Annotated in this window: 19 protein-coding genes; 8 read left to right on the top strand and 11 right to left on the bottom strand. The window is 63.0% G+C overall.

Annotation, left to right across the window (positions count from 1 at the left end):
* Positions 1-371 precede the first annotated feature (371 nt).
* Positions 372-1,811, top strand: a complete 1,440-nt coding sequence (locus tag DOM57_RS11395; RefSeq protein WP_110649311.1) for a DEAD/DEAH box helicase — start codon at positions 372-374, stop codon at positions 1,809-1,811.
* A gap of 62 nt (positions 1,812-1,873) precedes the next feature.
* On the opposite strand, the gene DOM57_RS11400 is transcribed toward DOM57_RS11395, so the two are convergent.
* The 4 genes from DOM57_RS11400 to DOM57_RS11415 all read right to left on the bottom strand — a co-directional run bounded on the left by DOM57_RS11400 (position 1,874) and on the right by DOM57_RS11415 (position 4,466).
* Positions 1,874-2,491 carry a TPM domain-containing protein gene (locus tag DOM57_RS11400; RefSeq protein ID WP_110649312.1) on the bottom strand — a complete coding sequence of 206 codons (618 nt, stop codon included), beginning with the start codon at positions 2,489-2,491 and terminating at the stop codon, positions 1,874-1,876.
* Positions 2,492-2,508: 17 nt separating this feature from the next.
* A complete protein-coding gene (locus DOM57_RS11405) occupies positions 2,509-3,270 on the bottom strand; it encodes a TPM domain-containing protein (RefSeq protein WP_110649313.1) in 762 nt (253 codons plus the stop codon).
* Positions 3,270-3,830 carry a LemA family protein gene (locus DOM57_RS11410; RefSeq protein ID WP_110649314.1) on the bottom strand — a complete coding sequence of 187 codons (561 nt, stop codon included), beginning with the start codon at positions 3,828-3,830 and terminating at the stop codon, positions 3,270-3,272. The genes DOM57_RS11405 and DOM57_RS11410 overlap by 1 nt, the downstream gene beginning before the upstream one ends.
* A 171-nt stretch (positions 3,831-4,001) precedes the next feature.
* Positions 4,002-4,466, bottom strand: a complete 465-nt coding sequence (locus DOM57_RS11415; RefSeq protein ID WP_110649315.1) for an HIT family protein — start codon at positions 4,464-4,466, stop codon at positions 4,002-4,004.
* Positions 4,467-4,623: 157 nt separating this feature from the next.
* On the opposite strand from DOM57_RS11415, the gene DOM57_RS11420 reads away from it, so the two are divergent.
* On the top strand, positions 4,624-5,436 hold the full coding sequence (locus tag DOM57_RS11420; RefSeq protein WP_110649316.1) for a transporter substrate-binding domain-containing protein: 813 nt from the start codon (positions 4,624-4,626) through the stop codon (positions 5,434-5,436).
* A 66-nt stretch (positions 5,437-5,502) separates the two neighbouring features.
* On the opposite strand, the gene DOM57_RS11425 is transcribed toward DOM57_RS11420, so the two are convergent.
* The 3 genes from DOM57_RS11425 to dbpA all read right to left on the bottom strand — a co-directional run bounded on the left by DOM57_RS11425 (position 5,503) and on the right by dbpA (position 8,879).
* Positions 5,503-6,510 carry a zinc-dependent alcohol dehydrogenase family protein gene (locus tag DOM57_RS11425; protein WP_110649317.1) on the bottom strand — a complete coding sequence of 336 codons (1,008 nt, stop codon included), beginning with the start codon at positions 6,508-6,510 and terminating at the stop codon, positions 5,503-5,505.
* A gap of 69 nt (positions 6,511-6,579) precedes the next feature.
* Positions 6,580-7,461, bottom strand: coding sequence for a PA4780 family RIO1-like protein kinase (locus tag DOM57_RS11430; protein ID WP_110649318.1), 882 nt, complete (start codon positions 7,459-7,461; stop codon positions 6,580-6,582).
* Entirely contained in the window at positions 7,458-8,879 is a 1,422-nt protein-coding gene (gene dbpA, locus DOM57_RS11435; protein WP_239496193.1) for an ATP-dependent RNA helicase DbpA, read from the bottom strand. The genes DOM57_RS11430 and dbpA overlap by 4 nt, the downstream gene beginning before the upstream one ends.
* 246 nt (positions 8,880-9,125) lie before the next feature.
* Between dbpA and DOM57_RS11440 the strand changes: the two genes are divergently transcribed.
* The gene (locus DOM57_RS11440) at positions 9,126-9,854 is read left to right on the top strand and encodes a YebC/PmpR family DNA-binding transcriptional regulator (protein ID WP_110649320.1); all 729 of its coding nucleotides are present in this window, start codon (positions 9,126-9,128) and stop codon (positions 9,852-9,854) included.
* Between the two features lie 72 nt (positions 9,855-9,926).
* Here DOM57_RS11440 and DOM57_RS11445 read toward each other — a convergent pair whose 3' ends face one another.
* Positions 9,927-10,517, bottom strand: a complete 591-nt coding sequence (locus tag DOM57_RS11445; protein ID WP_110649321.1) for a BPSL1445 family SYLF domain-containing lipoprotein — start codon at positions 10,515-10,517, stop codon at positions 9,927-9,929.
* Between the two features lie 293 nt (positions 10,518-10,810).
* Between DOM57_RS11445 and DOM57_RS11450 the strand changes: the two genes are divergently transcribed.
* From DOM57_RS11450 to DOM57_RS11470, 5 genes are all read left to right on the top strand, one after another.
* Entirely contained in the window at positions 10,811-10,999 is a 189-nt protein-coding gene (locus DOM57_RS11450; RefSeq protein WP_110649322.1) for a DUF3008 family protein, read from the top strand.
* A 63-nt stretch (positions 11,000-11,062) separates the two neighbouring features.
* Positions 11,063-11,740, top strand: a complete 678-nt coding sequence (locus DOM57_RS11455; protein ID WP_110649323.1) for a phosphoribosyltransferase — start codon at positions 11,063-11,065, stop codon at positions 11,738-11,740.
* Positions 11,741-11,891: 151 nt separating this feature from the next.
* Positions 11,892-12,893: an ABC transporter ATP-binding protein gene (locus DOM57_RS11460; protein ID WP_110649324.1), complete on the top strand. Its 1,002-nt coding sequence runs from the start codon at positions 11,892-11,894 to the stop codon at positions 12,891-12,893.
* Complete coding sequence (locus tag DOM57_RS11465; RefSeq protein WP_110649325.1) at positions 12,890-13,651, top strand: ABC transporter permease; 762 nt, start codon at positions 12,890-12,892, stop codon at positions 13,649-13,651. The genes DOM57_RS11460 and DOM57_RS11465 overlap by 4 nt, the downstream gene beginning before the upstream one ends.
* A 72-nt stretch (positions 13,652-13,723) precedes the next feature.
* Positions 13,724-14,257: a nucleoid-associated protein gene (locus DOM57_RS11470; RefSeq protein ID WP_110649326.1), complete on the top strand. Its 534-nt coding sequence runs from the start codon at positions 13,724-13,726 to the stop codon at positions 14,255-14,257.
* A gap of 260 nt (positions 14,258-14,517) precedes the next feature.
* Here DOM57_RS11470 and DOM57_RS11475 read toward each other — a convergent pair whose 3' ends face one another.
* From DOM57_RS11475 to DOM57_RS11485, 3 genes are read right to left on the bottom strand one after another with little or no spacing between them, the layout of a single operon-like run.
* Positions 14,518-15,471 (bottom strand): ABC transporter permease, encoded by a 954-nt coding sequence (locus DOM57_RS11475; protein ID WP_110649327.1) that lies wholly within the window; start codon positions 15,469-15,471, stop codon positions 14,518-14,520.
* The gene (locus DOM57_RS11480) at positions 15,461-16,411 is read right to left on the bottom strand and encodes an ABC transporter ATP-binding protein (RefSeq protein WP_110649328.1); all 951 of its coding nucleotides are present in this window, start codon (positions 16,409-16,411) and stop codon (positions 15,461-15,463) included. The genes DOM57_RS11475 and DOM57_RS11480 overlap by 11 nt, the downstream gene beginning before the upstream one ends.
* A complete protein-coding gene (locus DOM57_RS11485; protein WP_110649329.1) occupies positions 16,408-17,559 on the bottom strand; it encodes a COG1470 family protein in 1,152 nt (383 codons plus the stop codon). The genes DOM57_RS11480 and DOM57_RS11485 overlap by 4 nt, the downstream gene beginning before the upstream one ends.
* Positions 17,560-17,873 lie beyond the last annotated feature (314 nt).

Below are 17,873 nucleotides of genomic sequence, written 5' to 3' on the forward strand. Positions count from 1 at the left end.
TCAGCGTTTCGGCTCGCGACCCTCCATGATCCAACAAACTCAGCGTAGCCCGCTTTCCGCTCCCGCCCCAGTCAGTCTTCACTTCGCCTTCGGGCCGCGCCCTCGGCCCGATCAGGTTCCGCTATCTTCTGTCGGCCGGATGCTGTTGCAGCACCGAATTGCCGCGGATGCCGTCGTCGGGATAGCGGTTGACACCCACATGCGTTAAGCTGCCCCACCATTGCCTTACCTGTCTGACCGTTGTCACGCGAAGCTGAAAGAGTTGACGACCCTCCTATTTGCCGCCTCCAGGCGCATCAGCCAGTACTGGCATTCCCCGGTAGAGCGTAGCCGCTTCGCTTCGCCATTCGCCGCGACCTAGAGAATACCGAATGAGTTTTGCCTCACTGGGCCTGAGCGCCCCGTTGCTGAAAGCCGTTGCCGAACAGGGCTACGACACCCCCTCCCCGATCCAGTCCCAAGCGATTCCCGCCGTACTCGAGGGGCGGGATGTGATGGCGGCCGCACAGACCGGCACCGGAAAAACGGCGGGCTTCACCCTGCCGATCCTGCACCGCCTGTCCCAAGGCGAGCGCCCCCGCGGCGGCTCACAGATCCCGGTGCGCGCGCTGATCCTGACGCCGACGCGCGAACTTGCGGCACAAGTCGGCGAAAGCGTCGCCACTTACGGCAAGCATCTGCCGCTGAAAAGCGCGGTGGTCTTCGGCGGGGTCAAGATCAATCCGCAGATCGCGACGCTGCGTCAGGGCGTCGATATCCTGGTGGCCACGCCGGGCCGCCTGCTCGACCTCTACCAGCAGAAAGTGGTTCGCTTCGACAAGCTCGAAGTGCTGGTGCTCGATGAAGCCGACCGTATGCTCGATATGGGCTTCATCCACGACATTCGCAAGATTCTGGCCGTGCTGCCCAAGCAGCGCCAGAACCTGCTGTTCTCGGCGACCTTCTCCAACGATATCCGCAACCTCGCCAAGGGCCTGGTCAACGATCCGGTGGAAGTCTCGGTGACGCCGCGCAATACCGCCGCCACCACGGTGACCCAGTGGGTTCATCCGGTGGACAAGAGCCGCAAGCCGGCCTTGCTGTCGCATTTGATTCAGACTCATCAATGGCAGCAGGTGCTGGTCTTCACCCGCACCAAGCACGGCGCCAACCGTCTGACCAAGTATCTCGAGGGCCAGGGTATCGAGGCGGCTGCGATTCACGGCAACAAGAGCCAGAACGCGCGCACCAAGGCGCTGGCCGATTTCAAGAGTGGCGGCATTCGCGCCCTGGTCGCCACCGACATCGCCGCCCGCGGGCTCGATATCGATCAGTTGCCGCAGGTAGTGAATTTCGAACTGCCCAACGTGCCCGAGGACTACGTCCATCGCATCGGCCGTACCGGGCGCGCCGGCGCCAGTGGCCAGGCCGTGTCGCTGGTCAGCCTGGACGAGAAGAAGGAACTGGCCGGCATCGAGCGCCTGATCAGCCAGCGTCTGAACAGCCAAGCGGTGGAAGGCTTCGAGCCGACGCCAGGCGGCGGCCCGAAGGTCGACGAAAACGAAGATCGCCCGCCCCGTGGCGGCCAGCGTCGCGGTAACGGCGGTAATGGTCAGCGGCGCAGTCACGGTGGTGGCGGACGTGGTGACGATGCACGCCGCAGCAGCAGTAACCGTGGCGCAGCGTCGAACCAGCGTCGCTCGCAAGACGATAACCGCGGCAATCGGGGCGAAGGTGGCAATCGTAGCACCGATACCACGGCCCCTCGCCGTCGGCGCTCGCGGGGAGGCCAGCGCCGCAGCGGTGGCGGCACGTCCAACGGCAACGTCTAAGCGAAAACGACAACGCCACCGNNCGGTGGCGTTGTCGTATCCAGCTCAAGCAAACGTTCGGGTCAATCCAGCACGATCAGGCGATCGGGCAGCTCGTTGCGCTCGTGGGTCGCCGGCACATGGACCTTGAGCAGCGCGCCGCAGCGCCCGATGCAGTCGAGGAATCCCTGCAGGGTCTGGCCATTCTTCACCTGGGCAGTGAAAGTGGCCACGATCTGCGCCCACTCGTCGTCGCCCAGCCGGCTCGAGATCCCCCGGTCGACCAGAATTTCCACGTAGCGCTCGGCCTCGGAAACGAAGATCAGCATACCGGTACCGGCTTCGGTGTAATGCAGGTTGTGCTCCAGAAACTGGCGCCTGGCCAAGTTGGAGGCGCGCCAGAAGCGTACCTGACGGGGAATCAGGCGGGTGGTCACCGCAGGCAGCCGGAAGATCAGGCTCATCACCACGAAGACACCCCACTGCACCACCAGCAATTGTCCCGCGCCCAGCCATTGCGGGAAGAAGTTGATCGCCCCCGGCACCACCAGCGCCACCAGCCCGGCCCACAGCAGCGGGATATAGCGGTAGTCGTCCGCCTGACGCGCCAGCACGGTGACGATCTCGGCATCGGTATCGCGCTCGATACGGCTGATCGCCTCGCCAACCTGACGCTGTTCGTTTTCGCTCAGTAGTGCCATCTCTGCCCGTTCTCCGATCACCAACCGCCTGAAGCGCCGCCACCACCGAAACCACCGCCGCCGCCGCCAAAACCACCACCGCCGCCGAAGCCGCCCCCCATGGCACCGCCCATCAGCACGCCGCCCAAGGCACCGCGACGTCGGCGACGGCCTCCCGCTCCACCGCCGCCGCCTCCGCCACTACGGACGATAATGACCATGATCACCAGCAGGATGGAGAACCACAGGCCGGCATTGGCGAGTCCATGCGATTCCGTACGGGACGGGGCTTGCTCGTTCGGCTGCTCGGCGAGCGGATCGCCGCCCAACACCTTGATGATGGCATCCGCGCCCTGGGTGATGCCGCCGCTGTAATCGCCCTGGCGAAAGGCGGGCGTGATGATCTGGTTGATGATCATCGAGGACTGCGCATCGGTCAGCCGGCCTTCCAGGCCGTAGCCGACCTCGATACGCACGGCGCGCTCCTGCATTGCCACGATCAGCAAGGCTCCGTTGTCCTTGCCCTGCTGACCGATGCCCCAGTGACGACCGAGCTGATAGCCATAATCCTCGATGGTTTCGCCTTGCAGATCCGGCAACGTGACGACCACCACCTGCTCGCCCGTGGCCTCTTCGTGCGCCGCCAGCGTGGACTCGAGCCGTGATTGCGCCTGCGCATCCAGCAATTCGGCATTGTCCACCACCCGGCCGGTCAACTCGGGAAAATCCGGCGCGGCCTGCGCCACCAGGGCGCAGGCCAACAACAGCCAGAAGAGCGATAGCGATAGCAAGCGTCGCATCAGAACGTCACCTGAGGTGCCTGATCGGCATTCTCCGTCGTGGCCTCGAAATTCTCGCGGATCGGCATGTCGCTGTAGAGGAGGCTATGCCAGATCTTGCCGGGGAAAGTGCGTATCTCGGTGTTGTAGGCTTCGACCGCATTGATGAAATCGCGCCGCGCCACCGCGATGCGGTTTTCGGTACCTTCCAACTGCGACTGCAAAGCCAGGAAGTTCTGGTTCGATTTCAGGTCGGGATAGCGCTCGGACACCGCCATCAACCGGCTCAGGGCACCGGTCAACTGCTGCTGCGCCTTCTGGAATCGCTGCAACTGCTGAGGATCGTTCAGCGTATCGGCATCGACCTGGATCGAAGTCGCCTTGGCTCGCGCCTCGACCACCGCGGTCAGGGTTTCCCGCTCCTGCTTGGCATAGCCCTTGACCGTCTCCACCAGGTTGGGCACCAGGTCCGCGCGGCGCTGATACTGGTTCTCGACCTGTGCCCAGGCCGACTTCACCTTCTCGTCCAGCGTCGGAATGTTGTTGATGCCGCATCCCGACAGCGCCAGCACCAGCAACATCGGGAACAACCAGCGCCATGGCGGGCGAACGGCGACAGAAGAAGGCGTGACTGAAGTCTGCATGATGAAGGTTCCGGTCGAGAAATGACGATACGCCGATACTGCAATGGTACGGTGGTGCCAAGTTACAGGTTGGATGCCTGGTTGGAAAGCCAATCGGCGGGCAACGCTTCAGCTACCGCCATGTTCGCGAATGTAGCTTGCCAGCGCCGCCAGTTCGGCATCGTCGGCGCGCTTGTAGTCGTGCGAGGAAAGATAACCTTCGTAGACCTCGAAGTACTTGTCGACCTTGGATTCGATCGGCTTGAACGCCGCGTCGTCACCCGTGCCGTGCATGGGGAAGAGCTTGGCATGGAGATGATCGACGCCATAGCCCTCGAAGAACATGCCGCAACGCGCCACGCCGTCCAGCGCGCGGTCCAACCTTTTGGCCACCCGCTTGGTGGCGACGATGAGTTCGGTCAGCACCTCGTCGTCGCGATCGAACGCATAACTCGGATGGTGGGCCTTGGGAATCACCACCGTGAAACCCCGGGTATTGGGAAAGATGGAGAGAAAAGCCAGATGCGATTCGTCTTCCCAGACTTTATGGCATGGCGCGCGGCCCGCGACGATATCGCAGAAAATACAGTTCATTTTCTCTCTCCCGGTGAATATCAGGTTTCAGATTAGCCACGCCAGATGACAACGCGTCAATTCCGCCCCTTCACGCTGGTCATGCCTCGTCGACTGCGCCAACATACCTAACGGTTTCTTGAGAATACCTTTTCATTCAATAACAAAGGAAATAGGCATGATACGACATTCGCCACGCCGACTTGCCCGGCCCTTGACGCTGCTGACACTGGGGCTGGGCATCATCGCCACCGCCCAGGCCGATGAGCCTCGACACGTCCGCATCGCGGTAGATGTACCCTATCCCCCGTTCGAGTATCGCAACGCTGATGGCGAATTGGCGGGCTTCGAGATCGACCTCGGCAACGAACTCTGCCAGCGGGCCAAGCTCAACTGCGAATGGGTCGTGCAAGGCTGGGACGGCATCATTCCCGGGCTACTTTCCCGCAAGTACGACGCCATCATGTCATCGATGCGCATCACCCCGGCCCGGGAGCGCCAGGTGCTGTTCACCGAGCCCTACGCCATGTCGCCCAAGGTCTGGGTCGCCCGGCGCGGTACCGAAGTGTCGATCGACGATCCGAATTCGTTGAAGGGGCTGTCGGTGGGCGTCCAGCGCGGAACGACCCAGGATGCCTATATCACCCAGCGTTACGCTGACACGCTCGACATCCAGCGTTACGCCACGGCGGCGGACGTTGCCTTGGATCTGGAATCGCAGCGCCTCGATCTGGCGTTCCTCAACTATCCGGTAGCGCTCGATACGCTGGGGATCGGCAAGGCCGATAGCGAATACGTACAGATCGGTCCGCGTATCGATCGCCCCGAGTCGATCTTCGGGCGCGGCAACGCTATCGCCGTGCGCCCCCGCGACGAGGCACTCGCCGAAGCCTTCAACCAGGCACTGGACAGCGTCTATGCCGACGGCAGCTTCGAAGCGCTGATGAACCAGTACTTCGACTACGATCTACGCCCCGCCTCGCGCAAGTAATGCGTGAACGAAAAGCGCCGCCGGAACCGTCCCCGGCGGCGCTTCGGCGGCAAGCCGTCGAGGAGATCAGAATTCCAGACAGATCTTGCCGAAATGCTTGCCAGACTCCTGATGCCGGAAGGCATCGGCGATCTCGGCAAGTGAGAAGGTGCGGTCGATCACCGGCTTGACCCCGCTCGTCTCGAGCGCGCGGACCATCTCGATCTGGTGGCGCCGGCTACCGACGATCAGGCCCTGGAGCTTGGCCTGTTTCGCCATCAGCTTGGCGGTGGGCACTTCGCCGCCGCGACCGGTCAGCACGCCGATCAGAGCGATGTGGCCGGCGATGGCCACGGCATCGATGGATTGCGGCAGGGTGCCGGGGCCGCCGACCTCGATCACGTGTTCGACGCCGCGTCCCCGGGTCAGCTCCTGAACCTTCTTGCCCCACTCCGGCTCTTCGCGGTAGTTGACCGTGTGATCCGCGCCCAACTCGCGCAGCTTGGCGATCTTCTCGTCGGAAGAGGAGGTCGCGATCACCGTCGCGCCCATCGCCTTGGCGAGCTGCAGGGCGAAGATCGAGACGCCGCCGGTCCCCAGCGTCAGCACGGTGTCACCGGCCTTGAGGCCGCCATCGACGACCAGCGCGCGCCAGGCGGTGAGACCGGCGGTGGTCAGGGTCGCGGCTTCGGCGTGGCTGTAGCCCTTGGGGGCGTGGGTAAACCAGGTGGCCGGACGCACCACCTGCTCACGGGCATAGCCATCGACACCATCACCGGGCGTGGTCTTGAAATCACCGACCCGCGCCGGGCCTTCCAGCCAGTGAGGAAAGAAGGTCGAGACGACGCGATCGCCGACCGAAAATTCATCGACGCCCTCGCCTATCGCCTCGACCACGCCGGCGCCATCCGCCATCGGAATGCGGCCATCCTCGGTCGGGGACTTGCCGCTGGCGACGATATAGTCGTGAAAATTGAGCGAACTGGCGTGCAGGCGTACATGAATTTCGCCAGGTCCCGGCTCGCCGGGATCTTCGACGTCGCGAAGATTGAGTTGATCGAGGCCGCCAGGGGCCTTGAGGTTGACGACTTGCATAGCAGACTCCTGAAGTAGGGCGATGTCACGTATGTCGGTTAAAAGCACATAGGCCAACAGTGTAGATGCTCACCGGAAGCTTGAGTCGTCGATTCCCGGGGCTTCGTCGTCGCCCCTCTCGCGCGCCTGTCGCTCCTCCGCCTCTTGTCGAGCGTCGTCGATTACCCGCATGACATCGCTGACGTCGATCCGCGTCGAATCCGCTTCGAAACGTCCCGTCAGGCGACTGTCCGGGTGGAGCTCCCCTGCCTCATAAAGCGCCCAGATTTCCTTGCCGTAGTCGGTACCAGACAACTCAGGTGCAAAACGGCCGAAATAGCTCCGCAGGTTGTCGACATCGCGCACCAGCATCCAGGGCGCGTTGTTGTTGCCGGCGGCATCCACTGCCTGCGGCAGGTCGATGATCACCGGACCATCGGCGCCGACCAGGATATTGAACTCCGACAAATCGCCATGAATCAGGCCGGCGCACAGCATTCGCACGACTTCGCGGATCAATCGATCGTGATAGTCACGCGCCACATCGGGCGTCAGTTCGATGTCATCCAGACGTGGCGCGACGTGCCCCTCCGCGTCGGTGATCATTTCCATCAGCAACACACCGTCGACGAAGCCATGCGGCGTCGGCACCCGTACGCCGGCATCGGCCAGGCGGTAGAGCGCGTCGACCTCGGCGTTCAACCAGGCGGATTCCTGCTCGCGCTGGCCATAGCGAGTCTTTTTCGACATCGCCCGCGCCCGCCGGCTGTTACGAACCTTCCGGCCTTCCTGGTAGGTTACCGCTTGCTTGAAACTGCGCTGCCTCGCCTCCTTGAAGACCTTGGCACAACGCAACTCGTCGCCACAGCGAACGACGAATACCTGCGCTTCCTTGCCGCTCATCAGCTGGCTGACGACCTCATCGATCAATCCATCCTCGATCAATGGCTGCAATCGCTTGGGTACCTTCATGATTCTCCTTGGTTTCCGACCCGACGCGCCCGGCAACTGCGCCCTTTCAGTGTACCGGCACGCAAGGTAGCAAGGGCCTTTTCGGCAATCGAGCGTTCGACCGCCACATAAGCCGTGCGCTCGAACACCTTGATCTTTCCGATCTGATCGCCACGAAGCGCCGCGTCGCCATCGCCGGTGGTCAAGGCCCCTAGAATGTCGCCGGGGCGAATCTTCTGCTTCTTGCCGGCGTCGATCTGCAGGGTCTCCATTATGGGCTGGAAAGGGCGCTGTTCGACCGTCGCAGGTTCCGGTAACGGTTCGAGCGTGAGTCGCTCACCCACGAAATCGGCTAACCGCTCGAACCGGTGGGTTTCGTTTGCGGTCAACAGCGTGCAGGCCACGCCCCGAGCGCCGGCGCGCCCCGTGCGTCCGATCCGGTGAATGTGGCTCTCGAGTTCACGCGCGAGCTGATAATTGAATACCGCATCCAGGGCTTCGATATCCAACCCGCGTGCCGCCACGTCCGTGGCGACCAGGATCGAGAGACTCCTGTTGGCGAATCGGATCAGGGTCTGGTCGCGGTCGCGCTGTTCCAGATCGCCATGCAGCGGCTGGGCACTGAAGCCCGCCTCGTTCAAGGCGTCGGCCACGGCCCGGGTTTCCTTGCGGGTATTGCAGAAGACGACGCTGGATTCGGGACGATAGTGCAACAGCAAACGGCATAGCGCCGGGAAGCGGGCGGGCTCGTCCGCCACCTGGTGGAAGTGCTGGCGAATGCTCCGGTCGTCGTGAGTCGAGTCCACCTTGACCCGAACGGGATCGTGCAGCATGCGTTGGGCGACGGGCCGAATGCCCTCGCCGTAGGTCGCACTGAACAGCAGCGTCTGGCGGCTGGTCGGCGTAGCCGCGACGATCGTTTCCAGGGCCGCCTGAAACCCCATGTCCAGCATGCGGTCCGCTTCATCCAGCACCAGCAGCGAAAGTCCCGAAAGGCTCAGCGAGCCCTTGCGCAGATGCTCTTCGACCCGCCCCGGCGTGCCGACGACGACGTGCGCACCATGCGCTAGCGAATTCAACTGCGGCCCCAGCGGAGCGCCGCCGCAGAGCGTCAACACCTTGACGTTGGCCAGCATCCGCGCCAGCCGGCGCAACTCTTCGGCCACCTGATCCGCCAACTCGCGAGTCGGGCAGAGCACCAATGCCTGTACGTCAAAACGCGAGACATCGAGCGCGGACAACACGCCCAATCCGAACGCCGCCGTCTTGCCCGAACCGGTCTTGCCCTGCCCGATCAGGTCTTGTCCCTTCAGGATCCATGGCAGGCTTTGCGCCTGAATCGGCGTCATCGTGCGATACCCGAGCGAGTCGAGGTTGTCCAACAACTCGGCAGCGAGAGGCAAGGAAGAGAAGGCTTCGCCTGATGAGGTCTCGGGCACGGTGAATGCTCCTGAATCGGTATAAGAACCCTGGTGACGGTGCTCGGTAAACACCAAGCCAGCCATGGACTCCCCGACTGACGCTGTCATGGTCCGGCGCGGCAGGATAGCAAAGCCCGCCGCTCTTGGCCTCGTTTCATCCATCCAGGCGTTCGCTTGATACGAGAACGGGCAAATAAACCTGCAATATCGCCGCAATGTTGAGTAAAATCGCCGCCGTCGTAGCCAACCTGATAGGTAGTAAAAATGGGCAGGGCCTTCCAGAACCGCAAGGAATCCATGGCCAAGACGGCCGCCGCCAAAACCAAGGTCTACAGCAAGTACGGCCGCGAGATTTACGTCTGCGCCAAGTCGGGCGGCGTTGACCCCAGCGGCAATCTGGCCTTGCGCGGCCTGATCGAAAAGGCCAAGAAGGATCAGGTACCCTCGCACGTCATCGAGAAAGCGATCGACAAGGCCAAGGGCGCCGGCGGCGAGGATTTCTCCCCCGCACGCTACGAAGGCTTCGGCCCCGGCAACTGCATGGTCATCGTCGACTGCCTGACCGATAACCCCAACCGCACCTACGGCGACGTCCGCGGCTGCTTCACCAAGAACAAGAGCAAGATCGGCACCCAGGGCAGTGTCAGCCACATGTTCGACCACTGTGCGATCTTCGCCTTCGCCGGTGAAGACGAGGAAGCCGTGCTCGAAGCATTGATGGAAGCCGACGTCGACGTCACCGACATCGAAAACGAGAACGGCCGGATCACCGTGTTCGCGCCGCATACCGAATACGCCAAGGCCAAGCAGGCGTTGATCGACGCCTTCGGCGAAATCGACTTCGAGGCCGACGAGATCCAGTTCCTGCCGCAGACGATGACACCGATCGAAAGCGATGACGTGGCCCAGTTCGAGAAATTCCTCGACATGCTCAACGACCTCGACGACGTGCAGAACGTCTACCACAACGCCGAACTGCCCGAGCCGGCGTGACTCCCCGCCCTCCTGCAACGAAGAAACCCACCGCACGGTGGGTTTCTTGCACTCGGCTCACGCCGTCGCCATTCAGGGATTCGCCTTGGAAATCCGAGCGCCGTTGAGTGAAACGCCTCCCTGGATACCCTGGTTGTTCATGACGAAGGCGATGACCTCCTTGTTGGCGGTGTTGTTGGTGATCTGTCCGTTGGCGCCGATATCCGCCACCGCCACGCCGGCGCTGGCACCGACCGACCAACTGTTGTCGCTGCGCACGCGGTTGAGCGCCTTCTCGGTCATCAGCAGATAGACCACCGCCTGGGACTGGGCCCCGGCCTGAAAGCCGATCGAACCGCTGGTAGTGGTGTAATACCCTGCCTTGGCGCCGTCGATCAGCAGTTCGCCGTCGCCATGACTGGCGCCGACGATGAAGCTGGCCCCCAGCACGCCCGGAAACACCAGTACGCCTTCCGCCTGCTGCGCCAGCGAGCGCGACTCGGGCACCGCACGGTAAAGACGGGCGAGTGTCTTCTGTACGTCGCTGTCGAGCTGCTCGCGCTGGGTCAGCGTACTCTCGCGATCGGCGGAGGTCGTTGTCGTGCATCCCGTCAGGCCGCCGGCGAGCAGCGCGGTGATCAGGATGCCGAAGGCAGCTTGACGCCAGAGTTTGGAATGCGACATGAGCGGTTCTCCTGAATGATTTCTTTGCCTTTTTCGGTTTCTGCCTCTCTCGGTATAGCGTAAACCCGTCGGTTTCGCTCGCACGATGCCCGTCTCACGAGACATGGCCAGGCAAGCCACCCTCTGCGGACTTAACGACGGTCAAACCCGCGAACGGATAACGCTACCAATCTCACGAGATCGAGCCATAAATAGGTGATTAAGCAAATCGTTACTTTTTCGCCATGGTCGAGAACCCATTCCGTTTCTACGCTGCAATAGTCAGCATCATGGCTTTCAAAGGAGACAACGCGATGCCAGCCAAATCCGAATCCCAGCAGATGGCGGCCGGCGCCGCTCTGGCGGCCAAACGTGGCGAGAAGAAGGTCGGCGAACTCAAAGGTGCATCGAAATCGATGTACGAATCGATGGACGAGAAGGAACTCGAAAAGATGGCCTCCGCTTCGCGAAAGGACAAGCCCAAGCACAACCGGGAATCCTGACTCATCCTTCGTTCCGATTCATGCGGTAGTACGGCAAGTGTTGTCGGATCAAGGAGGCCTCGGATGCCATTGCGCACCCAGCAAATGCTCTTCGCCGACCGTCGGGAAGCGGGACGCCAACTGGCCGACAGGTTGCACGACACGCCAAGGCCCGATGTCATTCTGGCGCTGCCGCGCGGCGGCGTTCCCGTGGCGTTCGAGGTCGCCCAGGCACTCGATGTCCCGCTCGATCTGTTGATCGTGCGCAAGATCAGCGCACCCAACCTGCCGGAGGTCGGTATCGGCGCCGTCGTCGATGGCGCCTCGCCCCAGGTGACTCTGAATGCCGAGGCGGTGGAGATGACCCGCGCCTCGGACATTCATTTGGCCACCGAGAAAGCGCGCCGGCTGGATGAGATCGAGCGTTATCGGGCGCGCTATCTCGGTGACCGCCCCGACGTCGACGTGGCCGGACGCTGCATCATGCTGATCGATGACGGCATCGCCACGGGCAGTACCGCGGAAGCGGCGCTCAAGGCGATGCGCAAGGCCGGCGCCGCCCGCGTGACGCTGGCCGTACCGGTTGCCTCGCCGATGGCGCTGGAAGCACTCCGCGACCTGGCGGACGACATCGTCTGCCTCTCGGTGCCCGCCGATTTCGGCGCCGTCGGTAGTCATTACCGCCATTTCGACCAGACCGAAGACGAGGAAGTCGTTGAACTGCTGCGACAAGCCCGCACGCCGGATAGCGATCGATCCTAGCCGTTGCCGACTCGGTTGAAGGCATTTCTCGACCCGCACAGTATTACCGGCTTTGCGCCGGTTTTTTCATTCTCTGCCAGACTCCGAACCCAGCAGTGGACCTTTTTCGCCTACAATAGTCGCCCCTATTCCGTCACGACGTACCGCCTTCATGAGTCACGAGACGTCTACAGCTCCCGAGCAAGCCACACGCACCGAGATACCAGCCACTCATCCGGCGCCGGTGATCGCTGTTTCCGGCCTCTCCAAACGCTACGATTCGGGCTTCGAAGCGCTCAAGCGGATCGACCTGGAAATTCAGCGCGGCGAGATCTTCGCCCTGCTCGGCCCCAATGGCGCCGGTAAGACGACGTTGATCAGCATCATCTGCGGGCTGGTCAACGCCAGCGCCGGCAGCGTGCTGATCGACGGTCACGACAACGTCAGCGACTACCGTGCGGCCAGGGCCAAGATCGGCCTGGTGCCGCAGGAGTTGACCAGCGATGCCTTCGAGAACGTCTGGAACACGGTGCGCTTCAGCCGTGGACTGTTCGGGCGCAAACCCGACAAGGCGCACATCGAGCAGGTGCTCAAGGCGCTCTCGCTGTGGGACAAGCGCAAGAACAAGCTGATCACCCTGTCCGGCGGGATGAAACGCCGCGTGCTGATCGCCAAGGCGCTGGCTCACGAGCCGGAGATCCTGTTCCTCGACGAGCCCACCGCAGGAGTCGACGTCGAGCTCAGGCGCGACATGTGGGAAGTGGTGCGGGAACTGCGCTCGAGCGGCGTGACCATCATCCTGACCACCCATTACATCGAAGAAGCCGAGGAGATGGCCGACCGCATCGGCGTGATCAATCGTGGCGAGATCGTGCTGGTACGCGAGAAAGCGGCACTGATGCGCCAGCTCGGCAGCAAGCAACTGACGCTGCAGTTGCAGAAACCGTTGGCCAGCGTGCCACCGGCGCTGGCCCGATACCCTTTGAGCCTGGCCGACGACGGCAACGTGCTGGTCTACACCTACGACTCCCACGATACCGATAGCGGTGATCGGGTCGCCATCAGCACCCTGCTCAACGAGATCGAGGCCGCCGGCATCCGCTTCAAGGATCTCCATACCAAGCAGAGTTCGCTGGAGGAGATCTTCGTCAACCTGGTCAGAGAGCGCCAATGAACCTTCAAGCCGTAAGCGCCATCTACTCTTTCGAGATGGCCCGGGCCGGACGTACCCTGCTGCAGAGCCTGGTGTCGCCGGTCATCTCCACCTCGCTCTATTTCGTCGTCTTCGGTGCCGCCATCGGCTCGCGTATCCAGGAGGTCGAGGGTGTCAGCTACGGGGCGTTCATCGTGCCCGGGCTGATCATGCTGATGCTGCTGACCCAGAGCGTCTCCAACGCCTCGTTCGGGATCTTCTTCCCCAAGTTCACCGGCACCATCTACGAAGTGCTGTCGGCGCCGATCTCGTACTTCGAGATCGTGCTCGGCTATGTCGGCGCCGCGGCCTCGAAGTCGGCGATCCTGGGGCTGGTGATTCTGGCCACGGCCAACTTCTTCGTCGATCTGCATATTCAGCATCCCTTCATGATGCTGCTGTTCCTGGTGTTGACCGCGATCACCTTCAGTCTGCTCGGCTTCATCATCGGCATCTGGGCCGACAGCTTCGAAAAGCTGCAACTGGTGCCGCTGTTGATCATCACCCCGCTGACCTTCCTCGGCGGCAGTTTCTACGCCATCGACATGCTGCCGCCGTTCTGGCAGGCGGTGACCCTGGCCAATCCCGTGGTCTACCTGGTCAGCGGATTCCGCTGGAGCTTCTACGGCATCAGCGACGTCAATATCATCGCCAGCCTGGTGATGGTGGGCGTGTTCCTGGCGGTCAGCCTGGCCATCATCAGTTGGATCTTCCGCACCGGCTATCGTCTCCGCCCCTGATGCGAAGCCTATGGCCCACTTCTCTCAGCGGGTCGCCAAGCGCCCCGCCATTCACGTTTCACGAGTCACCTCATGCCGATACTGCAAGCCTGCGCCCATCGCATCGATAAACAGAGCGACGATCACCCCGCCACGTTGACCGGCGGCGAGGCGATATCCGACTCCAGCGTGGCGGAGTCGCTGTTGGCAAGCTTCAATTCGAGTTTTCATGGCAAACCCAAGGCGTGGGGCCATTTCGCCGAGGGCGATGCCGAACCGGGGGACGACGAGGAAGAAGGCGGCGACACCGAGGCATCCTCGGGCTCCCGCTTCGCCCTTGCGCTCACGCGCTATCGCAGCGGTGAAATCAACTTCACCGATTTCACCCGCCAAGCGGCGGAACGCCTGCTGCCGCTGATCGACACCCATCTCTCGGTCGGCGGACACTGCTGGTTCGTGCACTATCGCCAGGGCGAGGCGGAGTATCTGACCCTGGCGCTGTTGCACCAGCGCGAGGGCTACGGCTTCGACGATGCGCTCAATCCGGTGGCGGTCAGCCAGCTCAATCTGGGCCAGCTGATGCTCGCCGCCCGCATCGACCTGACGCAGTGGCAGCGCGGCCAATGAAGCCCATCAAGAGGGCCCATGAATAAAAGGGAAGACGCCGACCCCAGAGCCAGCGCCTTCCAGTTCAGATTTTCAGAACCTGTTCACGATCTTGCGAGCTAGAGCCAAACTAGGCGAAAACGACTGAGGAAAGGACCGGGCTGGCGCTCCAGGTCGTTTGACTCGCTTCGTTCGCCCTACGGGCCAGCCTTCAGCTATTGTCTCCGCTGCGCTCCGGCTCAACAACGTTTGGCCGATGCGCAGCAGATCGTACAAGATCCTCAGGCACGGATCTCGCGGCGCTGAAACACCAGATACCCCAGGGCGAACAGCAGCACGGTGGCCGCGATCAGGCTCACCAGTTGCGGCCAGATCACCAGCAAACTCTGAGTCAGCGGCAGCGGACTGCCCGGGATCGCACCCTGGAGCTGGGAGATGAATACCGGCCCCAGCGTACGCACCGAGGGATCCAGCAGCGCCGTCACCGTCTCTCCATACAACGTATTGGGCGACAGCCGGGCCAGCGCATGGGCCAGGTTGATCTGGGCCAGTTGCTCCTGCGGCAGCCCGTAGCGGATCGGCTCCAGCGCCTGGGCCAGGAACTGGGACGCCAGCGGCCACAGCACCACCAGCAACAGCCACAGCCCGAGCGATGCCATCGCCGAGGTGGTGGCCTGGCGGAAGACGATAGAGAAGAACATCGCCGCCGCCAGCCACACGCCGCCGTAGAACAGCGTGGCGACCAGGAACCATAGCCCGCGGGCGACCGCCTCGGCACTCGGCGGCAATCCCAGGAACAGGATGCCGAGCCCGGTGATCAGCAGCCACAGCGCCACCAGCACCATCGCCAGGGTCGCCATCGCCGCCATCAGCTTGCCGGTCAGCAACGCATCGCGATAGATCGGCTGCGACAGGATGCGGCTGAGCGTGCCCCGGCTCTGCTCGCCGTTGACCGCGTCGAACCCCAGGCCAATGGCGATCAGGGGCACGAAGAAGGTCAGGAACGAGACGAACGACGGCAGCGGCGACTGGGCCGTGGTGAACAGCGCCAGGAATGCGAACGAACTCTCCGCCACAGTGGCCTTGAGTTGCTCGCCAGCGGTATAGGCGGCGCCGATGGCGGCGATGACCACCAGGATCTCCAGGATCACCATGCGCATCGACGAGAGATGATCGGCGAGCTCCTTGGCGGCGACCGCCGACAGCCCGGTCCAGGGCGAACCTTCACGTTTCATCGTTGACCTCCTCGAAATAGCGCCGATAGATCTCCTCGAGTCCCGGCCGCTGCAGGGTCACGCCCTGGACCTCGCCACCGTGTTCGATGACGGTCCGGACCAGCGCGCTGCGCAGATCGCCCTGGGTCTCGACCCGAAAGCCGCCGGCCACCGGTGTCGTCCGCTGGACGCCGGCGATGCCATCGAGCGCCACCGCCAGTTCGTCTTCCCGGCCGGCGGGCGCCACGGCTTCCAGTTCGACCCGCTGGGTCACGCCGAGAACCTCGTCGGCCAGCTCGGCGACCGTGCCGCACATCGCCATGCGTCCACGCTGGAATAGGCCGACCCGGTCGCACACCGTCTGCACCTTGGCCAGCAGATGCGAGGAGAGCAGCACCGTCATCCCCTCCTGCTTGAGCCCCCGGATCGTCGCCAGGAACCACTCCGCCGCCTCGGGGTCGAGGCCCAGCGTCGGCTCGTCGAGGATCGCCACCTTGGGCTCCTTGAGCAGCAGTTCGGCCAACCCCAGGCGCTGACGCATGCCGCGCGAGTAGGTTCCCACGCGTCGGTCGGCGGCATTCTCCAGCCCCACCCGTTCGAGGGCACGCGCGATCGGCTCGCGGGCGGCGCGGCGCGACCAGCCCATCAGCGAGGCGCTGTAACCGAGGTTCTCGCGCCCGCTCATGTCGTCGTAGAAGCCAACCGTGTCGGGCAGGTAACCGACCTGGCGCTTGACCGACAGCGGCTGGCGCCGCGGGTCGAGGCCGACCACCGAGATCTCTCCCTCGCTCGGCTCGGTCAGGCCGAGCAGCATCAGGATCGTGGTGGTCTTGCCCGCGCCGTTGGGCCCCAGCATGCCGAAAATCTCACCCTCGGCGATCTCGAGGTCGAGCGATTCGACGGCGCTGTGAACGCCATATCGCTTGCTGAGTCGCTGGGCACTGATCACGGAAGTGTTCATCGGCGACCGAACCTCATCACGGCAAAGGCCACGACCAGCAGCGCGGCGACGACGATCAACACGCCGATCAAGCCCCACATCGTCGAGGTCGAGACGGTGGCACGGTAATCGGCACTGGCGGAAGCGGCACCCTGATCGGCGCGGGCCTCGAAACCGACCATGAAATCGCCGGCCAGGGACTTGTCCGAGGGCGACAGGGTCGCGCTCACCTTGGCCTGGTCGCCGGGTGCCAGGGTGGAAACGGTGTCGGGATCCAACTTCACCTGCCAGTGCTGCGGTGCGTTGGCACTGAGCTTGACGTCGTGCGCCGGCGCACTGCCGGTGTTGGTCAGCACCAGTTGCACGGTAGTGTCTTCGCCGGCGTAGACCGAGCCGGAGAGTTGCCCGCTGGGCGTGCTCAGACTCAGCCGCGGCGATCCCGTCACCACTGCCTGCAGATCGGCTTCGGAACTCAGCTCACCGGCCGTGGCATGGACCGTGATCGGATAGGTGTCGGCGGCGATGCGCGCCGGCATGTGGACCTTGACGTCGAGCTTCTTCGACTCACCCGCCTTGAGCGGCAGGCTGGTGATGCTTTCCGAACCGTACTGGGGCGAGAAATCGACCTGGAAATCCTCGGGCACATCCGCCGTCAGATTGGCGTCGACGTCCTGGTGGCTCTTGTTGTCGAGGGTCAGATGGTAGGTGAAGTCGGTGGAAGACGAGCCCTTGAGGGTCGGCAACGTGGCCGTCATGTCCAGGGTCGCCGGCGGCGTCTTGTCGAAGGTCAGAGTGATGGGAAGTCTCGACTGGCGGCCTCCCTCTCCCGTGGCGACCAGGCGCAGCCGGTAGTCCTGCTGCTCCTTGGCGTCCTTGCCTGGTTCCACCACCAACGTGGCCGAGCGACTGTCGTCGTGACCGACGAAGACCGAACCGATGTTGCGATCGCCGCCCACGAAATGCGCCTTCCAGCCCGGCGGCAACCGATCGACGCTCAACCGTACCGCCTGGGGATCGAGACCGGCGTTTTCGATGTCGACGGGAATATCGATGGAATCCTTCAACCCCAGCGTCTGCTGCGGATAGGGTGTCGACAACGTCAAGCCGACGTAGTCGTCATGCTCCTGAGCAAGCGCCAACGCCGCGATGCACCACAACGCACTAACCAACGCAACCTGACCATATGATTCAACTCCTGTGACGGGCCGGCGGATCGCGAATCCGCCAGCCGATGAACGGTGACTTACAGCGAGTCATGTGACCGATTGCGTCAGCAGAAGTTTCAGGATGTATCCCATACTTACGTTGTATTGCCGACACCGACGCGGGAGACACGAAAAGGCCCCGCCCATCTTGCGATGGACGGGGCCCTCTTTCTCCGCCTGCGAAGTCGGGATCTTAGAGCCCGTTCACGATCGCGCGAGCTAGGATCAAACTAGGCGAAAACGACTAAGGAAACGGAGTTTACATAGGAGTAAATGAG

Origin of the sequence: Salinicola peritrichatus (genome assembly GCF_003206715.1) — a bacterium.
Lineage (GTDB): Bacteria > Pseudomonadota > Gammaproteobacteria > Pseudomonadales > Halomonadaceae > Salinicola > Salinicola peritrichatus.